Annotated in this window: 23 protein-coding genes; 14 read left to right on the top strand and 9 right to left on the bottom strand. The window is 40.0% G+C overall.

The window, feature by feature from the left end; translation table 11 throughout:
- The first annotated feature begins 42 nt into the window (after window positions 1–42).
- Both LZP46_RS09380 and ahpF read left to right on the top strand, forming a co-directional pair.
- The gene (locus LZP46_RS09380) at window positions 43–960 is read left to right on the top strand and encodes a hypothetical protein (RefSeq protein ID WP_236093684.1); all 918 of its coding nucleotides are present in this window, start codon (window positions 43–45) and stop codon (window positions 958–960) included.
- Window positions 961–1,177: 217 nt separating this feature from the next.
- Window positions 1,178–2,743 (top strand): alkyl hydroperoxide reductase subunit F, encoded by a 1,566-nt coding sequence (gene ahpF / locus LZP46_RS09375; RefSeq protein WP_236093683.1) that lies wholly within the window; start codon window positions 1,178–1,180, stop codon window positions 2,741–2,743.
- A 237-nt stretch (window positions 2,744–2,980) separates the two neighbouring features.
- On the opposite strand, the gene LZP46_RS09370 is transcribed toward ahpF, so the two are convergent.
- From LZP46_RS09370 to arsC, 3 genes are all read right to left on the bottom strand, one after another.
- Window positions 2,981–3,250 (bottom strand): YfhL family 4Fe-4S dicluster ferredoxin, encoded by a 270-nt coding sequence (locus LZP46_RS09370; protein ID WP_236093682.1) that lies wholly within the window; start codon window positions 3,248–3,250, stop codon window positions 2,981–2,983.
- A 27-nt stretch (window positions 3,251–3,277) separates the two neighbouring features.
- Window positions 3,278–4,660 (bottom strand): prephenate-dependent tRNA uridine(34) hydroxylase TrhP, encoded by a 1,383-nt coding sequence (gene trhP, locus LZP46_RS09365; protein ID WP_236093681.1) that lies wholly within the window; start codon window positions 4,658–4,660, stop codon window positions 3,278–3,280.
- A 225-nt stretch (window positions 4,661–4,885) separates the two neighbouring features.
- Complete coding sequence (gene arsC, locus LZP46_RS09360) at window positions 4,886–5,314, bottom strand: arsenate reductase (glutaredoxin) (RefSeq protein ID WP_236093680.1); 429 nt, start codon at window positions 5,312–5,314, stop codon at window positions 4,886–4,888.
- A 97-nt stretch (window positions 5,315–5,411) separates the two neighbouring features.
- On the opposite strand from arsC, the gene LZP46_RS09355 reads away from it, so the two are divergent.
- From LZP46_RS09355 to arsH, 3 genes are all read left to right on the top strand, one after another.
- Window positions 5,412–5,729 carry a metalloregulator ArsR/SmtB family transcription factor gene (locus LZP46_RS09355; RefSeq protein WP_236093679.1) on the top strand — a complete coding sequence of 106 codons (318 nt, stop codon included), beginning with the start codon at window positions 5,412–5,414 and terminating at the stop codon, window positions 5,727–5,729.
- A gap of 4 nt (window positions 5,730–5,733) precedes the next feature.
- The gene (gene arsB / locus LZP46_RS09350; RefSeq protein ID WP_004972938.1) at window positions 5,734–6,792 is read left to right on the top strand and encodes an ACR3 family arsenite efflux transporter; all 1,059 of its coding nucleotides are present in this window, start codon (window positions 5,734–5,736) and stop codon (window positions 6,790–6,792) included.
- A 72-nt stretch (window positions 6,793–6,864) separates the two neighbouring features.
- Window positions 6,865–7,569: an arsenical resistance protein ArsH gene (arsH, locus tag LZP46_RS09345; RefSeq protein ID WP_236093678.1), complete on the top strand. Its 705-nt coding sequence runs from the start codon at window positions 6,865–6,867 to the stop codon at window positions 7,567–7,569.
- Window positions 7,570–7,618: 49 nt separating this feature from the next.
- Here the strand turns inward: arsH and cadR are convergent, their stop codons facing one another.
- Window positions 7,619–8,020, bottom strand: a complete 402-nt coding sequence (gene cadR, locus LZP46_RS09340) for a Cd(II)/Pb(II)-responsive transcriptional regulator (protein ID WP_236093677.1) — start codon at window positions 8,018–8,020, stop codon at window positions 7,619–7,621.
- A 75-nt stretch (window positions 8,021–8,095) separates the two neighbouring features.
- On the opposite strand from cadR, the gene LZP46_RS09335 reads away from it, so the two are divergent.
- From LZP46_RS09335 to LZP46_RS09325, 3 genes are all read left to right on the top strand, one after another.
- The gene (locus tag LZP46_RS09335; protein ID WP_236093676.1) at window positions 8,096–8,716 is read left to right on the top strand and encodes a cation transporter; all 621 of its coding nucleotides are present in this window, start codon (window positions 8,096–8,098) and stop codon (window positions 8,714–8,716) included.
- 227 nt (window positions 8,717–8,943) lie between these two features.
- Window positions 8,944–9,198, top strand: coding sequence for a hypothetical protein (locus LZP46_RS09330; protein ID WP_019836661.1), 255 nt, complete (start codon window positions 8,944–8,946; stop codon window positions 9,196–9,198).
- Between the two features lie 20 nt (window positions 9,199–9,218).
- Window positions 9,219–9,404 carry a hypothetical protein gene (locus LZP46_RS09325; RefSeq protein ID WP_004972947.1) on the top strand — a complete coding sequence of 62 codons (186 nt, stop codon included), beginning with the start codon at window positions 9,219–9,221 and terminating at the stop codon, window positions 9,402–9,404.
- A gap of 59 nt (window positions 9,405–9,463) precedes the next feature.
- On the opposite strand, the gene LZP46_RS09320 is transcribed toward LZP46_RS09325, so the two are convergent.
- Window positions 9,464–10,243, bottom strand: coding sequence for a ferredoxin--NADP reductase (locus tag LZP46_RS09320; protein WP_236093675.1), 780 nt, complete (start codon window positions 10,241–10,243; stop codon window positions 9,464–9,466).
- A 102-nt stretch (window positions 10,244–10,345) separates the two neighbouring features.
- Between LZP46_RS09320 and tsaA the strand changes: the two genes are divergently transcribed.
- Window positions 10,346–11,101: a tRNA (N6-threonylcarbamoyladenosine(37)-N6)-methyltransferase TrmO gene (gene tsaA / locus LZP46_RS09315; RefSeq protein ID WP_236093674.1), complete on the top strand. Its 756-nt coding sequence runs from the start codon at window positions 10,346–10,348 to the stop codon at window positions 11,099–11,101.
- Here the strand turns inward: tsaA and LZP46_RS09310 are convergent.
- Both LZP46_RS09310 and LZP46_RS09305 read right to left on the bottom strand, forming a co-directional pair.
- A complete protein-coding gene (locus LZP46_RS09310; protein ID WP_236093673.1) occupies window positions 11,098–12,357 on the bottom strand; it encodes an MgtC/SapB family protein in 1,260 nt (419 codons plus the stop codon). The genes tsaA and LZP46_RS09310 overlap by 4 nt on opposite strands.
- Before the next feature lie 116 nt (window positions 12,358–12,473).
- Window positions 12,474–13,454 carry a hypothetical protein gene (locus tag LZP46_RS09305; protein ID WP_236093672.1) on the bottom strand — a complete coding sequence of 327 codons (981 nt, stop codon included), beginning with the start codon at window positions 13,452–13,454 and terminating at the stop codon, window positions 12,474–12,476.
- Window positions 13,455–13,655: 201 nt separating this feature from the next.
- Between LZP46_RS09305 and LZP46_RS09300 the strand changes: the two genes are divergently transcribed.
- From LZP46_RS09300 to LZP46_RS09285, 4 genes are all read left to right on the top strand, one after another.
- A complete protein-coding gene (locus LZP46_RS09300) occupies window positions 13,656–15,413 on the top strand; it encodes a GspE/PulE family protein (RefSeq protein ID WP_236093671.1) in 1,758 nt (585 codons plus the stop codon).
- A 113-nt stretch (window positions 15,414–15,526) separates the two neighbouring features.
- Window positions 15,527–15,883, top strand: a complete 357-nt coding sequence (locus LZP46_RS09295) for a NirD/YgiW/YdeI family stress tolerance protein (protein ID WP_236093670.1) — start codon at window positions 15,527–15,529, stop codon at window positions 15,881–15,883.
- Between the two features lie 143 nt (window positions 15,884–16,026).
- On the top strand, window positions 16,027–16,689 hold the full coding sequence (locus LZP46_RS09290) for a response regulator transcription factor (protein WP_236093669.1): 663 nt from the start codon (window positions 16,027–16,029) through the stop codon (window positions 16,687–16,689).
- Window positions 16,690–16,708: 19 nt separating this feature from the next.
- Complete coding sequence (locus LZP46_RS09285) at window positions 16,709–18,058, top strand: sensor histidine kinase (protein ID WP_236093668.1); 1,350 nt, start codon at window positions 16,709–16,711, stop codon at window positions 18,056–18,058.
- 111 nt (window positions 18,059–18,169) lie between these two features.
- Here the strand turns inward: LZP46_RS09285 and hemP are convergent, their stop codons facing one another.
- The gene (hemP, locus tag LZP46_RS09280) at window positions 18,170–18,340 is read right to left on the bottom strand and encodes a hemin uptake protein HemP (protein ID WP_004972965.1); all 171 of its coding nucleotides are present in this window, start codon (window positions 18,338–18,340) and stop codon (window positions 18,170–18,172) included.
- 137 nt (window positions 18,341–18,477) lie between these two features.
- On the opposite strand from hemP, the gene LZP46_RS09275 reads away from it, so the two are divergent.
- On the top strand, window positions 18,478–19,377 hold the full coding sequence (locus LZP46_RS09275; protein ID WP_236093667.1) for an NUDIX domain-containing protein: 900 nt from the start codon (window positions 18,478–18,480) through the stop codon (window positions 19,375–19,377).
- 74 nt (window positions 19,378–19,451) lie between these two features.
- Here the strand turns inward: LZP46_RS09275 and LZP46_RS09270 are convergent, their stop codons facing one another.
- Window positions 19,452–19,970: a tetratricopeptide repeat protein gene (locus LZP46_RS09270; protein WP_442863546.1), complete on the bottom strand. Its 519-nt coding sequence runs from the start codon at window positions 19,968–19,970 to the stop codon at window positions 19,452–19,454.
- Between the last annotated feature and the right edge of the window lie 62 nt (window positions 19,971–20,032).

Below are 20,032 nucleotides of genomic sequence, written 5' to 3'. Positions count from 1 at the left end.
TGACTTCATTTAATCTGCAATTTGCCTGATAAGGAGTCGGATTTGCCCGCACTTGATGAATATGCTATTCAGCCGCAGCAACTAAAAACGGGTGTTGTGGGATTACAACAGCGCCAAAAAAAGCTCAGTTTTTTGGCTGTGCTGTCTATGACGATGGTGCTTATATCGGCAATTGGCTTTTTTATTCAGCAAGATGTGATTTATAGCTTCTTTGGTTTAAGTACTGAAGTTCAGCAATTACACATGCCTGCAAGTGTCGATGCGACTTTGGCAAATTTAGGGCAGCAACCTGATTATTTTTTCAGCTTATTGAGCTGGTTTGGTTGGTTGATTTTAAAACTGTCTGTGTCGTTTATGGGTGCATTCGTTTTAGTTCATCTACTTAGGAAAATTCGTTTTTTCTATATTCGCTTTCAATCCTTTGTCTTGAAGTTTGTAGCTTGGTTGCTGAGTTTTATCTTACTCTGGTCGGCATTGAGTTATGTGCAGCATGACCGACAAGATGATACGCAGCAGGTATATGCTAAAATTGTGCATTATGAAAAGCACATTCAAGAAAGTGAATTGGCGCGTTATTTACAAGATGCAGACATGGCAGCGCCTGTTAAAGCTTACTTGTTGGCGCAAACAGCATTGATGCACCATCCTGCAGATAAAGATGCAGCCATTCCACAAGTATTAACTTTGGTCAAAGCCGAGCAGCAAGATCCGGAATTTTTACAATATGGCTTTAAACCTGAACAATTGTGGACGATCCAACAGCAAGTTTATGGCAAAGCTTTAACACCTATGGCGCAAAGCGTACAGAAACAAGTGCAGCAAGCACAGCAATTAAATACGCTTGTTTATTATATGAATCTTGCAGTTATGGCGCTTATGTTGATACTGTCTGCGGTACTGTGGTTTTTATCACGCCATCTACAGCAACGTATTCAGCGGATTCAACAACAACTTGAATAAAAACTTGATTAGGCTCAATTGCTTAAGGTAGAGATTAAATTTTTATGTTAATGTCTAAATTGAATAGCTTTAGGTATTTTAAATGAAATAGTAAACTTGAAACTCACTATCATTCAAAAAAACGATCATAAATATAAAAATAAACCGTTTCCCCTATGTGTCTATTTTTCGTAAGATAACCTCAACAAATAAATTTACTCCCTTGGAGACGTTAGCTATGTTAGACCAAAATACTTCTGCACAACTTAAAACTTTATTAGAACGTCTTGAAAGCCCAATCGAACTTGTGGCGACTTTAGATGGTTCTGATAAATCAGCCAAAATTAAAGAATTGGTCGAAGAAATTGCGGCACTTTCACAACAAGTTACAGCACGTTTTGACGGTAACAATGCACGTGTACCAAGTTTTGGGATTGCAAAAGTAGGTGAGCAACCGCGCGTATTCTTCGCAGGTTTACCAATGGGGCATGAGTTCACTTCATTAATTTTGGCATTATTGCAAACTTCTGGCTATGCACCAAAAGTATCGGATGAAGTATTAACGCAAATCAAAGCATTGAATCTTTCATCTCACTTTGATGTATTCGTATCGTTGAGCTGCCACAACTGTCCAGACGTTGTACAAGCTTTGAACCTCATTGCGATTTACAATCCTGGCACAACAGCAACCATGATTGATGGTGCATTCTTCCAAGAAGAAGTTGAGCAGCGCAAAATTATGGCTGTGCCGATGGTATTCCAAGATGGCAACCACATTGGTCAAGGTCGTATGACTTTGGAAGAGATTGTTGCGAAATTAGATACAGATGCTGCAAGCAAAGATGCTGCAAAATTGAATGCCAAAGAAGCGTTTGATGTATTGGTAATTGGTGGCGGCCCTGCTGGGAATACATCTGCAATCTATGCAGCGCGTAAAGGTATTCGTACTGGTATTGTGGCTGAGCGCATGGGCGGTCAGGTCATGGACACCATGGATATTGAAAACTTCACTTCTATCCAAAAAACACAAGGTCCAAAGTTTGCGGCAGAAATGGAAGCGCATGTGCGTGAATACGATGTAGATATTATGAATCTACAAAAAGTATCTGCCATTAGAGGTGCTGATGAAACTGCCAATGGTTTGGTCGAAGTGACTTTGGAAAATGGTGCAACACTTGAATCGAAAACGGTGATCTTATCTACAGGTGCACGTTGGAGAGAAATGAATGTACCAGGTGAAGCAGAATACCGTACCCGTGGCGTGGCATACTGCCCACACTGTGATGGCCCATTATTTAAAGGCAAACGTGTTGCAGTGATTGGTGGTGGTAACTCAGGTGTAGAAGCAGCGATTGACCTTGCAGGGATTGTAGAGCATGTGACTTTGGTCGAGTTTGATACTAAATTACGTGCAGACCAAGTCTTGCAAAACAAATTGAACAGCTTGCCAAATACTACTGTAATTACCAATGCATTATCGACTGAAGTGATTGGTGATGGTGCGCAAGTGACTGCATTGAAATATAAAGACCGCGCGACAGATGTTGAGCATACTGTTGAGCTTGCAGGAATTTTCGTACAAATTGGTTTATTACCAAATACGGATTTCTTAAAAGCGTCAAAAGTAGAGTTGACGAATCGTGGTGAGATTGTGATTAATGAGCGCAACGAAACTAATGTAAAAGGTGTATTTGCCGCAGGTGACTGTACAACTGTACCGTACAAGCAAATCATCATTGCAACAGGTGAAGGCGCGAAAGCATCACTTTCAGCATTTGATTACATCATTCGTTCAGGTCAATAAGTCTGAACGAATACATCTGAATACGCGGATGAACTATCCTTAAATTGTATTCGCTAAAAAGATAGCGCCTGAGTTCCCCAATACTCAGGCGCTATGTTCAGTAAATTGCGTTATCGCACAGTATTAAAAGTCTATTTATTCTATGTTTGGTTTTAAGGACTGAGTCGGCTAACAATTCAGTTCTTTTTTTATTTTTTAACATCCAGTTTGATTTACTGTAGTTGGATTCATCTCAGTCTAATTAATCTTATTATTTTGTCCAAATAAATTTAGCTGATTAAACTTTTCCTGTAGTTGCTCTTTGGTTTCGACATGCTGAGGATGCGGAATAATACATTCAATTGGGCAGACTGAAACGCAGGTTTGATAGTCATAAAACCCCACACATTCTGTACAACGCGCCACATCAATTTCATACACCTTCTCGCCCTCATAAATCGCTTCATTCGGGCATTCGGGTAAGCACATATCGCAATTGATGCATTGGTCGGTAATCAGGAGTGCCATCGCAAAACTCGTTTAGTTTATTGCCACTTAGTTGGCTTGATAAGCCAAGGATGAGGCGGAAATATCTGCAGTCGAATTTGGTAAGTTGCGAATCAGCAGGGCATAATGCATATCGACATCTGCAGGTACAGGGATTTCTACAATATGCCCTGAACCTTTGGCATCTTCAATCAAATTGCCTTTTTTATCTTTAATTTCACTTAAAGTAAAATAGATATTGCCTTGTGGCGTCATCAATTCTAAAGAGTCACCCACCACAAAACGATTTTTTACATCAATTTTAATGTAGTCACCATTGCGTTCTAAGACTTCACCACAGAATTGTTGATGCTCAAAATTTGATGAACCTGTTGCGTAGTTTTGATATTCGCTGTGCACATGACGACGTAAGAAACCTTCGGTATAACCACGGTTGGCTAAGCCTTCTAATTGAGTCATTAATGCAGGGTCAAATGGTTTGCCTGCAAGCGCATCATCAATCGCTTTACGGTAAATTTGTGCAGTTCGTGCGCAGTAGAAATAAGATTTGGTGCGACCTTCAATTTTTAATGAATGGATGCCCATTTTGGTTAAACGGTCGACGTGCTGCACAGCACGTAAATCTTTAGAATTCATAAAGTAAGTGCCGTGCTCATCTTCTTCAGCAGCAAACATATCTTCATCATTACGTTGTAATAACACAGGCTCGTTAAATTGATGCTGTGCCTGCATGTGTTGTTCATCTGCATCGGCAGTTTCAGAAAGATTTTTGACAGGAATTACATCGCCTGTTTCATCTTCTTTTGCATCGTGAATTTTATATTCCCAACGGCAGGCATTGGTACATGCGCCTTGGTTGGCATCACGTTTATTCATATAGCCTGAAAGCATGCAACGACCTGAATAGGCCATGCACAGCGCACCATGCACAAATACTTCAATTTCCATGCCAGGAACTTTATTTTTAATTTCTTCAATTTCATCAATCGACAATTCACGAGAAAGAATGACACGGGTTAAACCCATGTTTTGCCAGAATTTCACCGTTGCCCAGTTCACCGCATTGGCTTGTACCGATAAATGTACAGGCATGTCGGGGAAATTTTCACGCACCATCATAATCAGACCCGGGTCAGACATGATCAGTGCATCGGGTTGCATAGCAACAACAGGTTCTAGGTCACGAATAAAGTTTTTGAGTTTGCTGTTATGCGGCTGGATATTCACCACCACATAAAACTTTTTGCCTAATTCGTGTGCTTCTTGAATACCAATTGCCAAATTGTCATGATCAAATTCGTTATTCCGCACGCGCAAACTGTAACGCGGCTGGCCCGCATAGACTGCATCTGCACCATAAGCAAAGGCATAGCGCATGTTTTTTAAAGAACCAGCAGGAGAAAGAAGTTCGGTGACGTGGGAAATGGCCATGATCAAAAAGCAATAGCAGAAATATGGCTTTATTGTATGAATCTAAATTTAGGATTCAACCTAGTAAATAGCTCGGGATTCAGAAGAAAACTCGTGCTGAAACGCTGGGGGCTAATCTTGATATAGAAAGTTCCTCATCCTGTGCCATACAAAACGCAAGAGTAGGGACTTTCAATACCAATTTGACAGATTGCTTATAATCAATTTCTGATGGATGAAAGCGTTTTAACGCACTCGTTGCCCATGTTCATCAATCACCACTTCACCATCTTCTTTGCTGAAGCTTTTTAGTTGTGGTTGACTGAGTAAATCTAAGACCAGTTCAGAAGGGCGGCACAGTTTTACACCCAACTCGGTCACAACAAATGGGCGATTAATTAAAATCGGATGCTCGACCATCAATGCAATTAATTCTGCATCGCTGTGTGAGCTGCCTTCAAGTTGTAACTGTTCGTATGGTTCTACATTTTTACGGATCGCATCGCGCACACTTAAACCTGCTTGTTGAATCATGCTAGCAAGTTCAGCCTGTGTAGGTGGTGTTTTTAAATATTCGATAATTTCAGGTTCTTGTCCTGTATTTCGAATTAATTCTAGAGTGTTGCGTGACGTCCCACAGGCAGGGTTATGAAAAATTTTGATGCTGTTACTCATGCGTAGTGACTCGTTTTAGGTCGATAAAATTCAATATTGCATTTATATATGGATATGCGTATATTCGCAATAGTTAATATTGAAGTGCAGAAAAAAAATGAATCAAACTGATTTTTTTAAATGTTTGTCAGACCCAACACGACTGGACATTCTGAAATTGGTGATGGCTCAACACAATATTTGTGTGTGCGAATTGACAGAACAATTGCAGTTAAATCAACCGAAAATATCACGTCATTTGGCGTTGTTACGCAACTCATCTATTTTGCTCGATCAACGTCAAGGGCAGTGGGTGTATTACCGTTTGAACCCTGATTTACCCGAATGGGCGCTTGCTGTTTTAAATATTATCTCGCAGCAAGATGTCAGCCCGATGACGCACATCAACCCTACAATTGCAACACATTGCGAGTAAGCACATGGCACAGTCCAAACTTTCTTTTTTAGATCGTAATTTGACCTTATGGATTTTTATTGCCATGGGGCTAGGTGTTGCGATTGGCGTGGTATTTCCTGCAGTATCAGCAAGCTTAGATCAAATGAGCGTGGGCACAGTCAATCTTCCTATTGCGATTGGTTTGATTTTGATGATGTATCCACCATTGGCAAAAGTCGATTACGCAGCTTTGCCAGAAGTGTTTAAAGACCGTCGAACTTTGTTGCTGTCTTTAGTACAGAACTGGTTGATTGCTCCGTGTTTGATGTTCGCTTTGGCAATTATTTTCTTGCAAAATTATCCTGAATATATGACAGGTTTGATTTTAATTGGTTTGGCACGCTGTATCGCGATGGTCTTGGTCTGGAACAACTTGGCTTGTGGTGATAACCAATACGTGGCTGCATTAGTTGCGTTTAACAGTATTTTTCAGATTGTATTCTTTAGTACTTATGCATGGCTGTTTCTGAGTTTCTTGCCGCCGTATTTTGGCGTGGCAGGACAAGTGATTGATGTTGGTTTTTGGACAATCACCCAAGCTGTTTTAATCTATTTGGGTATTCCTTTTTTGATGGGCTTTTTAACACGCTTGATTTTAGTGAAAAGCAAAGGCTTAGATTGGTATCAAACGTCTTTTTTACCCAAAATTAGCCCATTTAGTCTGTTGGCATTGCTATTTACCATTGTGGCGATGTTCGCACTAAAAGGCGCAGAAGTACTGAGCTTGCCGATGGATGTTTTACGCATTTCCATTCCATTGATTATTTACTTCGTTGCCATGTTCTTTATTAGCTTCTTTATGAGCAAATGGATGGGCAATGATTATCCACGCACGACAGCCATTTCCTTTACCGCAGCAGGGAATAATTTTGAGTTAGCACTTGCCGTTGCCATTGCGACTTTTGGCTTGGCTTCTCCCGTTGCATTTACCACGATTATTGGTCCTTTGGTTGAAGTGCCCGTGTTAATTGCTTTGGTGAGTGTGTCCTTATGGCTGCGTAAAAAGTTTTATCAAAATGAGTCGATTGTCAGTTCAAAGTAATTTTATTCATTTTGAGGTTTAAGATAAAAACCTGGGCATGCGTTGCCCATTTTAGTTGTAAGAGTATGCAGCATGTTATTACCCAATATTGATCTAGATTTATTGCCTACACCAAGTTTTGAACAGGTGCAGGCAAAGCCGTTGAACCATCCGCCACGAATTTTATTGATGTACGGTTCAAACCGTGAGCGTTCTTATAGTCGTTTGGCGGTACAAGAAGCAGGCAGAATTTTGGAGCACTTTGGTGCTGAGGTCAAAATTTTCCATCCTAAAGGTTTGCCTTTACCTGAAGATGGTGATGCTTCACACCCCAAAGTTCAAGAGCTGCATGAATTGTTGGCGTGGGCAGAAGGCATGGTTTGGTGTAGCCCAGAACGTCATGGTTCAATGAGCTCAATTTTTAAAGCACAAATTGACTGGATTCCACTTGCTGCGGGTGCAATTCGTGCCACACAAGGTAAAACACTTGCATTAATGCAAGTGTGTGGCGGGTCGCAGTCATTTAACAGCGTCAATCAATTGCGTATTTTAGGACGTTGGATGCGGATGATCACCATCCCCAATCAGTCTTCTATTCCTAAAGCCTTTTTAGAGTTTGAGGAAGATGGTCGCATGAAAGCGTCTAGCTATTACGACCGCATTGTCGATGTCATGGAAGAGTTATATAAATTTACTTTGCTGACTCGCGGGCAAGCTGCATATTTGGTAGATCGTTATTCTGAACGTGTGGAAACTGCCGAGCAGTTGTCGAAGCGTGTTAATCAGAAGTGTTTATAATTCAATTTTAAATACGCAAATACTGCATTACAAAAGGCTTAGAGAGCGATTATTCAGCTTCAAGTCGTTTTAAAATCTGACAATCATCAATGGTCGTTTGGGTGGTGCAGGCTTGTCTAAGTTGCTGAAGTTGTAGATGAAAATGCTGCAACTCGGCAATTTTATCTTCTACATGCCTTAAATGTTCATCAATCAATTCATTCACGGCACAGCAGTTTTGTTTCGGCTGTTTTTCTAATTCAATTAAGGCTTCAATTTCTTTTAAGTTCATATCTAAAGCACGGCAACGCTTAATAAAAATCAAACGCTTGAGAGCATCATCATTGTAATAGCGATAATTATTTTCGGCACGAAAGCTTGGGGTGAGTAAGTGTTTCTTTTCGTAAAAGCGAATTGTATCTGTGCTGACACCAACTTTTTTAGCCAGTTCATGAATTAAATATTGTGCCATGCTTGACCTTGGACTAAGTCTATAGTTTTAAATGAGCATAATCGAAACAGTTTCATTTTGAAAGAAGGTGTGTCTATGGCATGTACGTGTAGTCATGAGCCTGCGCCAATCAAACCGAATAGTAAATTTAGAACCGCGTTATGGATCGCATTGGTGATCAATCTCAGCATGTTTTTTGTCGAGTTGATTGGTGGTGCCTATGCCCATTCATCATCCCTGTGGGCAGATTCACTGGATTTCTTTGGTGATGCAGTCAATTACGGGATTTCACTTGCGGTGTTAAGTGCAAGTTTATATTGGCGCGCTACTGTGGCTTTGCTCAAAGGCATCACTATGGCATTGTTTGGTGTGGTCGTGATGGGCAAGGTCATCTATGCCTATATACAAGGTATTCCACCTGAAGCCATCACCATGGGTATTATTGGGATTATTGCCTTATTAGCCAATGGGGTTACTGCATTGATTTTATATGCATTTCGTGATGGCGACTCGAATATGAAATCGGTGTGGTTATGTAGCCGTAATGATGCGATTGGTAATTTCGCAGTTATTTTGGCGGCAGTGGGTGTATTTGGTACGGGCAGTTTGATTCCAGACCTTGTTGTAGCCGTGATTATGGCAAGCTTGGGCTTAACAGCGGGGTATCATGTGATTCAGCAAGCGTTGGTTGAACGAAGAATGAATGTACCTGAGTAAAGAATAAACGTAAAAAGCACTCCATCTGATCTGAGTAATATAGATGGAGTGCTTTTAATTTTTTGTAGTCGCAACAATTTTAAAATTTGAAGTGAAAATAACGATAAGTTATTTCAAATTGTTATTTACAAAAAAATAATATATAACTAAAATTAAAAATAAATTGATGTGTTTAAAAAGAATTTTCACGACGAATAATATTTAATTTTTTTTAAATTGAGGGTTAAATGAAACTAATTAACTTATTTTCTATAGCAAGCTTAATTGCTTTGGCTGGCTGTAGTTCTAAAGTAGTGACTTATGATACTGCAGGGCAAGTGATTGGTTCATGTGTTGCTACACAGGGTTTTATTTTGGGGGCGAAAGCTGTGTGTTATGGTGGTGCCAACATACAAGGCATTAACTATTCTAAAGTAGATGAGCGCACGGGTTTCTTGCCGACCATACCAAATAATTCGCAGATTTCACTGCAACAAGACTAATTTTTTAGAGGGGTAATACAATGAAAATTTCTAGTTTAATCGCATTAACGGCGGCTATTTTGATGACAGGTTGTGCTTCAAAAGTGACAACGTATGATTCGAGTGGTCGTATGATTGGTTCATGTCAGGCAGAGCGTGGGTTTGTAATTGGCGGCGGTGCACACTGTGAAGGACGTGCTAACCAAGAAGGTCGTAGCGTACGTTAATTGATGCCAATGACAAAAAAACCGAGCTATTTAGCTCGGTTTTTTAGATTCAACAGCTCTTATTTTTCAACGAAAGCACGTTCAATCACGTAATCGCCCAATTCACCCATACGTGGTGATTCTTTTAAGCCATGTTGGTCAAGTAATGCTGCAACATCTTTTAAGAATGCAGGGCTACCACATAACATGGCACGGTCAGTTTCAGGGTTAAAACGTGGTAAACCAATTTTTTCAAAGAGTTCACCCGAATCAATAGCCGTGGTCACTCGTCCTTGGTTTGGATATTCTTCACGTGTAACGGTTGGGTAATACACCAGTTTTTCACGAATACCAAGTTCTTGGAAAAACTCGTGGTTTGGCAATTCATTTTGAATTAAATCTTGATAAGCTAATTCAGAAATGAAACGTGTACCGTGAACCACAATTACTTTTTCAAAGCGTTCATAAGTTTCAGGATCGCGGATGGTCGCCAAAAATGGAGCTAGACCTGTACCTGAAGAAAGCAAGTATAGGTTTTTACCAGGATTTAAATCATCCAGCACCAAAGTGCCTGTTGGTTTTTTAGAAACCAGTAATTCATCACCCACTTTTACTTTTTGTAAAATAGACGTTAAAGGGCCATCAGGTACTTTAATTGAGAAGAACTCAAGTTCTTCTTCATAGTTAGCACTGGCAATCGAGTAAGCACGCATTAAAGGCTTGCCATTGACTTCTAGACCAATCATCACAAATTGACCGTTTTTAAAACGTAGTGCAGTATCACGAGTCGTTTTAAAACTGAATAAAGTGTCATTCCAGTGGTGTACGTGAGTAATCTTTTCGACGTTGAAAGCAGCCATTAAAGGTCTCAATAAATTATCAAATTAGAACAGCTTGCTATTCTAATCTAAAATCATTCTCTATAAACTGAATATATTTAATTGAGCTTATCAGAAAAAGTGATGAAGACTGATCTAAAAATGCCAATAATCGGATTTATGCACTCTCCCTACCGAGAAAAATTTGGTATTCCTCGTCAACCCAATCTGGTACAGGTCGAATCGTATATTGAAATGCAAGCACCATATAACGATGTGTTGGCATTCGAAGGGATCGAAGCGTTTAGTCATTTATGGTTAATATGGCAATTTCACGACAATAAAAACCAAACCGATACGCATCAAACATTACAGAAACAGCAAAACCCCTGTTTTCGTGCGCAAGTACGTCCGCCACGTTTGGGTGGCAATCAAAAATTAGGTGTATTTGCGACGCGCAGCATGTATCGTCCTGCACCGATTGGTTTGTCTGTAGTGCAATTTAAACAGGTCAAAAAAGTGGGTAAGTCATTGCGAGTTTATGTAACTGGGGCAGATTTACTGCATGGCACGCCTATTTTGGATATTAAGCCTTATATTCAATATTCAGATGCCGTGCCTGATGCACAAAGTGGCTATGCGCAAGACGAACCCATAAGAAAAACGGTGCTATGGATGGACACAGCCGAAGCGCAAAAAAATCAGTTACTCAGCGCAGGCGTATTGCAACCACAAATTGCGCAGGAATTGGAACAGGTCTTGTCTTTAGATCCACGACCTGCATATCAGGATGATGCTGAACGAATTTACACCATGAATTTTGCAGACTTTGATGTCAGTTTCCGTGTCGATCAGGACGCGGTACACATCCTTAATATTGTTTTAATCACTGTCGATTAAACCTGCATATATAAAATCGCCACCAACGCCAGAATGTGCAAAATTTGGGTAGGGGCGAAATACAGCGCAAAGCGCAAGCCACCAATGAGTGCGGCATTGACGCATTTAGCAATTGCATGTGCCACCACACCTAAAATTAAGGCATACAAAAGTACTTGCTGACTTGGTGGACCTTGCATCACCACGGTTGCAATTGCAGCGTGAACCTCAAATAAAGAGGCGAGCAGAGTACCAATAATTAAACCTGTATCCCCGAGGGTTTGATCCAAGCCGTAAACCATGGCTTGAATTGCTGTTAAGGTTGCCACAATAATTGCTGCTTCTTTAAGGCTAAACATACGGGTATCGGTTTCTGGCTTTGCCACTGCCGTACTTTTATGCTGTTTAAGCAACCACACACCCGCGACAACCAAAATCGTGATTCCGACCAAACTTGGAATAATTAATAATTTAAACCAAATCAGATTGACACCTGCCACAATAATCAACATTTGCGCTAAAGTCGCCACGCAAGACATTAGTGCTGCACCTGCATTGACACGTGCTTCACCACGACCTGCGCGTACTTCCATGCCTAAACTAGCGATGGTCGCGGTGCTTGATACAAAACCTGAAGCAATCGCAGATAACATGAGGGCATTGCTGCTTGAAAGTAAGCGTTTGGCGATATGTGCCAAAGCTTGCACACTTAAAATTAAAATCAATAATTTTAAAATCACATAAGGATTAAGCACATTGCCCCATAGTGCGGTATTTGGCGTCAGTGGTAAAGCAATTAACACCAAAGCCAATAAGAACAAGCCATCACGTAGTTCTGCTTCGGTAATCCATTGACTGACAATGCCGTGCATAGTGTGTTTGGTCATCAGTAAACCTGTCAAAATGACAGATAAACCCGCAGCCAATGGAATGTTCCATAAACACAATCCACCTATAAAATAGGTCATGACGAAGGCAAGTTCGGTGGTTGCACCTGGGTCATCTTCGGTTTGGTTTTTAAGGGAATATAAGCCTATTCCGCCAACAATAAGTGCACCCACAATGGCAATGCTCATGCCCAATAAGAAGCAAATTGCACCGAGTAATGCGCAAATACCAAAGGTACGCACGCCTGCAAAATGGTGATGTTGTCCATTTTTTTTACTGCGTTCGCGTTCTAACCCAATGAGTAAGCCACAACCGAGTGCTGCTGCAAACATGGTGAGCAGTTCGGGGAATGTTGCATTGAGTAGGATAGGGTGGAGATTTTGGATCATATTCTTCTGGAAATTTTTATATATTCTTATTTTATAAGAGTTATCGTATATTCAAAATGTAAATCAATAAAATATAAAAAAAGGTGGCTATTTTCATAACCACCTCTGTAAAAAAATTATTTTATTTTTTGTGTAATATCAATTGCTTGGCTTGCAGTTCTATTGAAGAAAGTACATTCCTTTTCAAGAGATTTTATATAGTTTTCTTGGAACCTAATTTGGTAAGCATCAGGAGTTGGCTCACTTTGTAATTCTTTTAAAATCTCACGCTCATTTTGAATGTCAGAAGTAAGTGAGTATGTTACACCTTGACGATGATAGTCACCACTTAAATATTCATTCTCTATATTTAATAAAGCACTTGTCCCATAATTTGGGTCAGTTTCTTTGCTCAAATAGAGAGGATAATTACCTAACTTAGAAGTATTGTAATTACCACTACCAAAATATAACTCAGGAGAGTCTACAGTATCAAAATTGTAGCTTTCGAAATATGGGGTGTTGGTAGAACTAGATGTAGCACGTAAACAATATGAACCTTTAGGGAAGGTTTGTCCTTTTAATACATCGTTGTATAACTTTTCAAAGGTACCACCTGCATCATTTAAACCGCTAAAGTGTGAATATGTATCAATATATTCACTCATTGGCTTTGAGGTTAGATCGACTAATTCAAAGTTTTCTGTGAGTTGTAGATCTTTAGAGTTTGTTAGAGAATATGGAGTTATAACCCATTTTGAATTGCTTTGACTTATAAGTGTGCCTAATTTGTAGCCAATTTGAGTTTTTAGCGTTGAAATTTCATAGAAGCTATTTGCTGTGACATAATATGATGCTACTTGTGAAATATCAAATACATCGGTTGCATTAGCAAGATATTCTGGCTTGATATACAGTTCGTTATTTTGGATTGTGAATTTTATTTTAGTAAATAAATTCTCTGCATCTGCCTGATAGTTGCTAGCGTAACTCGCCCATTCTGTTTCATTTAACTGAACATCTTTGCCTTGGTAAGAACTATCGCCATCACTTCCACCACCACAAGCTGTCAAGGTAAATGCTGCAAAAATTGCACATGATAAAGTTTTTAATTTCATGATTATCCCTCTGAAATTTAATTTTTAGTGTGTTGAATTATTAAGCAAGAGCATCATAATAAATATTTATTTTAATTGGAATAGTAAAAAAACAAATAAAATGAATAGTTAAGTTTTACTTTAAATTAAAACTTATAAAATAATTATTATTAAACAATGCTTATTTTGCTATAGTAAACCTAGAATTTGGGGCATATAACAATGAATTTTAATTTTGAAATAGACAGTACTTGGTGCTTAGAACAATTAGTCAAAGATGGCAAAATTACCGAACGTGATCAGGCTTTGGTCCAAACCACGCATCGTCAACGTGATCAATTAAAATGGCATCCACTACAATGGATTGCCAACTTTAATTTGGTAGATCAAAGTCATCCCCAAACCACTTTAACTTTAAACCGTTTATGCCAATGGCTGGCTGATAAATCAGGCTTACCATTTTATATTATTGATCCATTAAAAGCCGATGTTGCCGCTTTAACTGCTGTGATGTCGCAGGAATTTGCGCTGCGTAACCGTATTTTAGCAGTAGAAGTGACTGCAGATGCGGTATTAATTGCGACAGATCAACCTTATAAAAAAGAATGGGTTGCTAACTTAGAACATAGTTTATTGCCCAAAAAAATTCAGCGGGTTTTACTCAGCCCAGATCAATTACAGCGCTATTTGATTGAATATTACCAAGTGAGTCGTGCAGTACATTCATCGCAAAAATCTTCTGCACATGATCGCGAAAATAAAGGGGTCGAGGCTTTATTGCAATTGGGCGATACCCAAAACCCAGATGCCAATGATCAACATATTGTGAAGTTGGTGGATTGGGTGCTGCAATTTGCCTTTGAACAAGGTGCAAGTGATATCCACCTCGAACCACGCAAAGACACAGGCAAAGTACGTTTTCGTATTGATGGCGTGTTGCATACGATCTATAACATGCCAGCGAATACACTTACCGCAGTCATCTCACGGATTAAAATTTTAGGACGTATGAATGTAGCCGAAAAACGTAAACCGCAAGATGGACGTTTAAAAACCCGCACTCCAAAAGGGCAAGAAACTGAACTGCGTTTATCGACCTTGCCAACGGCGTTTGGTGAAAAACTGGTGATGCGTATTTTTGACCCCGAAGTATTGGTACGCAGTTTTCAACAATTGGGTTTTGATAGTCGTTTATTGAATGAATGGCATGCACTGACCGCACATAGTCACGGCATTATTTTGGTTACAGGCCCTACAGGTTCGGGTAAAACCACCACGTTGTATTCATCCCTAAAGCAATTGGCCACCGACGAAGTCAATGTCTGCACTATTGAAGATCCGATTGAAATGTTAGAACCAAGTTTTAACCAAATGCAGGTCAATACTGCAATTGATTTAGGTTTTGCTGAGGGTGTGCGTGCCTTAATGCGTCAAGACCCTGACATTATTATGGTCGGGGAAATTCGAGATCAGGATACCGCAAATATGGCGATTCAAGCGGCACTGACGGGACATTTGGTTTTATCGACACTGCATACCAATGATGCGCCTTCAAGTTTGACTCGTTTGCATGATTTAGGCGTGCAGCCATTTTTGACTGCTGCCACAATTTTAGGTGTCTTGGCACAGCGCTTGGTGCGTAAGCTGTGTCCACATTGTAAGCAGGAAGGCTCAATAAATGAAAAAGATTGGGAACATTTAACCTTTGACTACATTATGGAAATGCCAGCACAAGTGTTTAAACCTGTTGGATGCGATGAATGTCGTCAAACAGGTTATAAAGGTCGGGTCGGAATTTATGAATTTATGCCTTTAAGTTTAAACACCAAACAGCTCATCAGCGCCAATGCCAATTTAAATGAATTGCGTCAGCAAGCTAAAAAAGAGGGCATTGAACCGTTACGTATTGCGGGCGCGCGTAAAGTTTTAGATGGTGTGACCACTTTAGAGGAAGTGTTGCGCGTAGTGCCATTAAATTAGCAGATTCAAACTTTTTAAAAATGAATTTTAAAAAAAATGGAATCTTAAGATTCAACTCATCTTGCTTTGTTTTAATTACCATAACGAAATGAGCAACACAAAAAGGTGAAGCAATGAAATTTACAATGAAAGCAGTGTGGATGGCAGGTTTAATGGCAACGGCTTCAATCACTATGGCAAACGACAGCATTAACACCCAAGCACTACATCAAAATGTAACGGTAAAACAAGCATTAAGCCTGAAAGATGACAGCAAAGTGCAGTTAAAAGGTTATGTGGTGAAATCTATTGGTGATGAAAAATATCAGTTCCGTGATAACACAGGCACCATTACAGTCGATATTGATGATGATTTATGGAATGGCAAAGCAATTTCAGCCAAAACGCCTGTTACCTTAATCGGTGAAGTAGATATTGATCATAAACCTGCAAAACGTATTGAAATAGATGTGGATCAAGTTCGTTTCTAAATCTACGCTGTGTAAAACAGCATTATTTCTTACACAAATCTGATTTCACTCAAAAGCCACATACGCTTTAAGGTGTATGTGGTTTTATCATGTAAAGTATTTTCAAATCATAAAATTTTGAAGCATAAATAACAGAGAATGATATGCGCATACTCTTGGCTGAAGACGATGTATCGCAAGCAGAAAGCATAAAAACTTGGCTGGAAATGGATGGCTATAATGTTGATTGGGTTGAGCGTGGCGATCATGCCATTTTAGCCATTCAGCAGCATCATTATGATTGTGTGTTGTTAGACCGAGGTTTGCCTAAAAATAGTGGTGATGAAATTCTGCACGCTTTACGACAGCAGCAACAGGATACACCTGTTATTTTTATTACTGCACGCGATAGTATTCAAGATCGGGTACAGGGACTTGATTTAGGCGCCAATGATTATTTGATCAAACCGTTCAGTCTTGAAGAACTATCGGCGAGGGTACGCAGTCAATTACGCAATGCGCAAAGTCATCCGACACAGCAGCTTGAATTTGCCAATTTGGTTTTAGACACACAAAGTAAACAAGTGAAAGCGGATGATCAACAGGTCAATTTAACAGCTAAGGAATTCCAGATTTTACATAAACTGATGCAAAACCCACAGCATGTGGTGACTCGTGAACAGCTCGAAGAGTCTTTATATGCATGGGGCGATGAAATTGAAAGTAATGCGATTGAAGTATTTATTTATCAATTACGCAAAAAAATTGGCAGTAGCCGCATTAAAACCATACGAGGTTTAGGCTATCGTATGCAGCAAAATAACTAATTCAGTTTGATCTCAGCACATGTCTAAACAGGTCATTTCTTTACAGTCCAAACTGGTTAAAAGCTCCGTTTTAAGCTCGATCTTAGCGGGTGGATTAGCCCTGATTTTATTATTGGTGGTTGCCAGTTATCAGACCATGAGTGTGCATGACGACATTATGGATGAAATAGCCGATATGTTGCTGCGAGCAGACTTACGTGACCATGCAGGCAATCAGGTCGATGAGTTGAGCGAGCAATTTCATATTGCCTATCAATTGGGTTTAGATGATCTGATTCTGACCACCTCTGAAGATGAACATGACATTTCTCAGCTTCACTTGCCTCAGCTTGCCGTGTTATCTGAGCATGGTTTTTCATTTCACTGGCAAGACGGGCAAATTTGGCGCAGCTATGTGGCAGAGGAAGATGGCTTGCATGTGATTGTCGCGCAGCCGCTTAAATATCGTTTCAAGGAAACTGCTGCAACCAGTTTAGGTTATGCCGCTATTTTATTGCTGTTGTGGTTACTGCAATGGGCCATTGTGCATTTTATGATTGGTCGTCAATTTAATCGGATTCAGCAACTCTCCAAACAAATTGCAGAAAAAAATCAACATGATTTGACGCCAATTATCCCCACGCAACCTGAATTGAAAGAACTGCAACCCATGCTACAGCAATTGAATAAATTGTTGGGGCGGGTAGAGCAATCTTTAATTGCAGAACAGCGATTTACTGCAGATGCTTCGCATGAATTACGTTCTCCTTTATCTGCCATTCAATTGCGTTTACAGGTGTTAAAACGTAAATACCAACAACAACCTGAGTTGGCACAAGATTTAGAGCAAATTCAGCGTGATGTCAGTCGTGGTACACAGGTATTGGAAAATTTGCTGTTATTGGCACGTTTAGACCCGACAGATGCAGCATCGTTAAATAAAAGTGCGGTGTCTATAGCAGACTTGGTACAGGAAGTTTTACAAAGCCTGACACCATTTATTCAGGAAAAAGCCATTCAGATTCAGTCAGATATTCAACCGATACAAGTGCAGGGAAATCCTGAATTGCTATTTAGCTGCCTGCGTAACTTAATTGACAATGCAGTGCGTTATGCAGCACCTCAAGGACGTATTTGGATTGAAGTAAAACCGCATGAATTGATGCAGGAAATTTGCATCGCCGACAATGGTCAAGCGGTGACTGATGAAGTGTTGGCACGTTTGGGCGAACGTTTTTACCGTGCTTTGGGCAGCAAAACTCAAGGTTCTGGTTTAGGATTGTCAATTTGTAAGAAAATTATAGAGTTGCATGCAGGAAAAATTGAATTTTCACGTGCTGAACAAGGTGGATTAAAAGTGAGGATTTTGTTGCCTAAAGCACAACTGTAACTATGCTTAGTTTTGGGAAGCAAGTTAAAATTGAACAAGTCAGAACTTAAAAGCAGTATGCGCTGATTCATACTGCTGTTTCCACGTTTATTATTGTGTTGATTATTTTAATTATTTTGTGAGAATAAGACGATTGTTACGGGTTAAGCGTAAACGATATTCTTCACCTGCATGCAAAATACGAATTTCGCGTCCTAGCGCAAACAAGTTATTTGAATGTAACATAGGTAGGGCATGCTGAGTGTCTGAATGACGTGAAAATAGGTTAAATGGGGCGTTCATTTTTGTTACTCCGTGGTGTGTAAGAATTGTTTTAAATGATAATCATTATCATATAATCCTGTCAACGTATTATTGTTGAATTTATAAAAGTCTACAATTTGCAGTAAAACGTACATTGCAAAAAAGGAATCGGGTTCATGTCTAAGCCAAATATTCATGTGGCAATTGCGTTGTTATTTCATCAAAACAAAGTGTTAGTGGGGTGGCGCGAAGCCAAACAACATCAGGGCAATAAGCACGAATTTCCAGGTGGAAAAGTAGAAGCAGGTGAAACCCCTGTAGATGCCTGCCGCCGTGAAGTGTTCGAAGAAGTGGGTATTGGCATTCAGCACTGGCATGCCTTTGATATTATTTGCCATGAATATGATGATGTGATTGTCAATCTGCATATTTTTCAGGCCGCTGTACCCGCGGCGTTATTAAAAGATATTCAAGTGCCTTGGATGTGGTTTAGCCGCCCGCAACTTTTAGAGCTGAATTTTCCACAAGCCAATCGTGCAATTGTGCAACGACTAGCGTGGCAACAGGCAATTAAAGTCAGTGATGATTTAAAACATTTAGCAAATTTGCCTAAGCAAAAGCTACTGTATTGGCGGGTTGAACCCAATGCTGCATGCAAGGTCGAATTGTCAGAGTATGGCATTGAGCAACTCGGGCAAGTGATTGTCAATTTGGAATTGTGGAAGCAATTAAATACGATTCAGCATCATGCTATTGCAGCAATTCATTTGAAACAATCGCAACTGATGCAATTACAAAAGGGCGATTTAAAAGTCGGGCAGCGATATATTGCAGCGTGTCATGATATTGTTTCGGCACAACATGCACAGCAAATTGGTTGTGAAGCAATTTTACTCAGTCCTGTTTTAGCAACCACCACGCATGATGATGCCACACCTCTAGGATGGGAAAAATTCCAGCAGATTGCGGAATTTGTCGATATTCCTGTGTTTGCTTTAGGTGGCTTAACTCAGGATGATTTTGCTACGGCAGAGCAGCATCATGCATATGGCATTGCAGGCGTACGTTTTATTTGAATTTCTAGTTTGACTAATAAAAAATCGCTGATGTGCTCACACTCAGCGATTTTTATTTTATTAAATTATTGTACTTACAAATCTTTCAAAGCCTGTTGAGCTTGCGCAAGGCTTTTAGCATTATTTTGTTGCTGTGCTGCTTTTTGAATCACTAACCACAATTGACGTTTCATGGCATCGCTTTGCGCATAGCTTAAACCACGACGTGCCAAAGCTTCGGCATTGGCAGGTTGCTTTTTTTGGTTGGCAATTAAAGCCAAATATAAATAGGTCTCAGCCGCTTGCGGGGCAAGTCGCTGCGCTTGCAAAGCTGCTGTTTCAGCCTGATTGAATTGACCTTGTTTATAAGCGGTCTGAGTTTGCTGCATCAACTTTTGAAAAGCAGGCAGACTACGACCATCTTCTAATTTTTGTTGTACGCTTTGTTTTGGCACCACCACTTGCAACGATTGACGCTTAATTTCTTCACGTTCATAAGGACGAATGACCACACCTTCTGGTGTAGTCACAGTTTGAGGTTTGTCAGGCGCAGGCTGAGGTGCGGGCGTTTCAGGTAAACTCTGGCAAGCTACAATTGTTGCCATCGCACCCATAGCAAACGTGGTGAAAAAAACTTGCCTTAAAAGAGATAATTTCATAAGCCTAACTGACCGAT

The organism is Acinetobacter sp. SCLZS86, assembly GCF_021560715.1.
Classification (GTDB): Bacteria; Pseudomonadota; Gammaproteobacteria; order Pseudomonadales; family Moraxellaceae; genus Acinetobacter; species Acinetobacter towneri_A.
This window is presented reverse-complemented; position numbering and strand designations above follow the sequence as displayed.

Excerpts from the sequence above, each read along its gene's own strand:
- LZP46_RS09275 (WP_236093667.1), top strand. The coding sequence starts at position 18,478 with ATGTCTAAGCCAAATATTCATGTGGCAATTGCGTTGTTATTTCATCAA.
- LZP46_RS09330 (WP_019836661.1), top strand. The coding sequence starts at position 8,944 with ATGAAACTAATTAACTTATTTTCTATAGCAAGCTTAATTGCTTTGGCT.
- LZP46_RS09285 (WP_236093668.1), top strand. The coding sequence starts at position 16,709 with ATGTCTAAACAGGTCATTTCTTTACAGTCCAAACTGGTTAAAAGCTCC.
- arsC (WP_236093680.1), bottom strand. The coding sequence starts at position 5,314 with ATGAGTAACAGCATCAAAATTTTTCATAACCCTGCCTGTGGGACGTCA.
- ahpF (WP_236093683.1), top strand. The coding sequence starts at position 1,178 with ATGTTAGACCAAAATACTTCTGCACAACTTAAAACTTTATTAGAACGT.
- hemP (WP_004972965.1), bottom strand. The coding sequence starts at position 18,340 with ATGAACGCCCCATTTAACCTATTTTCACGTCATTCAGACACTCAGCAT.
- tsaA (WP_236093674.1), top strand. The coding sequence starts at position 10,346 with ATGAAGACTGATCTAAAAATGCCAATAATCGGATTTATGCACTCTCCC.
- LZP46_RS09325 (WP_004972947.1), top strand. The coding sequence starts at position 9,219 with ATGAAAATTTCTAGTTTAATCGCATTAACGGCGGCTATTTTGATGACA.
- trhP (WP_236093681.1), bottom strand. The coding sequence starts at position 4,660 with ATGGCCATTTCCCACGTCACCGAACTTCTTTCTCCTGCTGGTTCTTTA.
- LZP46_RS09370 (WP_236093682.1), bottom strand. The coding sequence starts at position 3,250 with ATGGCACTCCTGATTACCGACCAATGCATCAATTGCGATATGTGCTTA.
- LZP46_RS09335 (WP_236093676.1), top strand. The coding sequence starts at position 8,096 with ATGGCATGTACGTGTAGTCATGAGCCTGCGCCAATCAAACCGAATAGT.
- LZP46_RS09310 (WP_236093673.1), bottom strand. The coding sequence starts at position 12,357 with ATGATCCAAAATCTCCACCCTATCCTACTCAATGCAACATTCCCCGAA.
- arsB (WP_004972938.1), top strand. The coding sequence starts at position 5,734 with ATGGCACAGTCCAAACTTTCTTTTTTAGATCGTAATTTGACCTTATGG.
- LZP46_RS09290 (WP_236093669.1), top strand. The coding sequence starts at position 16,027 with ATGCGCATACTCTTGGCTGAAGACGATGTATCGCAAGCAGAAAGCATA.
- cadR (WP_236093677.1), bottom strand. The coding sequence starts at position 8,020 with ATGGCACAATATTTAATTCATGAACTGGCTAAAAAAGTTGGTGTCAGC.
- LZP46_RS09320 (WP_236093675.1), bottom strand. The coding sequence starts at position 10,243 with ATGGCTGCTTTCAACGTCGAAAAGATTACTCACGTACACCACTGGAAT.
- LZP46_RS09295 (WP_236093670.1), top strand. The coding sequence starts at position 15,527 with ATGAAATTTACAATGAAAGCAGTGTGGATGGCAGGTTTAATGGCAACG.
- LZP46_RS09355 (WP_236093679.1), top strand. The coding sequence starts at position 5,412 with ATGAATCAAACTGATTTTTTTAAATGTTTGTCAGACCCAACACGACTG.
- LZP46_RS09305 (WP_236093672.1), bottom strand. The coding sequence starts at position 13,454 with ATGAAATTAAAAACTTTATCATGTGCAATTTTTGCAGCATTTACCTTG.
- arsH (WP_236093678.1), top strand. The coding sequence starts at position 6,865 with ATGTTATTACCCAATATTGATCTAGATTTATTGCCTACACCAAGTTTT.
- LZP46_RS09270 (WP_442863546.1), bottom strand. The coding sequence starts at position 19,970 with ATGGGTGCGATGGCAACAATTGTAGCTTGCCAGAGTTTACCTGAAACG.
- LZP46_RS09300 (WP_236093671.1), top strand. The coding sequence starts at position 13,656 with ATGAATTTTAATTTTGAAATAGACAGTACTTGGTGCTTAGAACAATTA.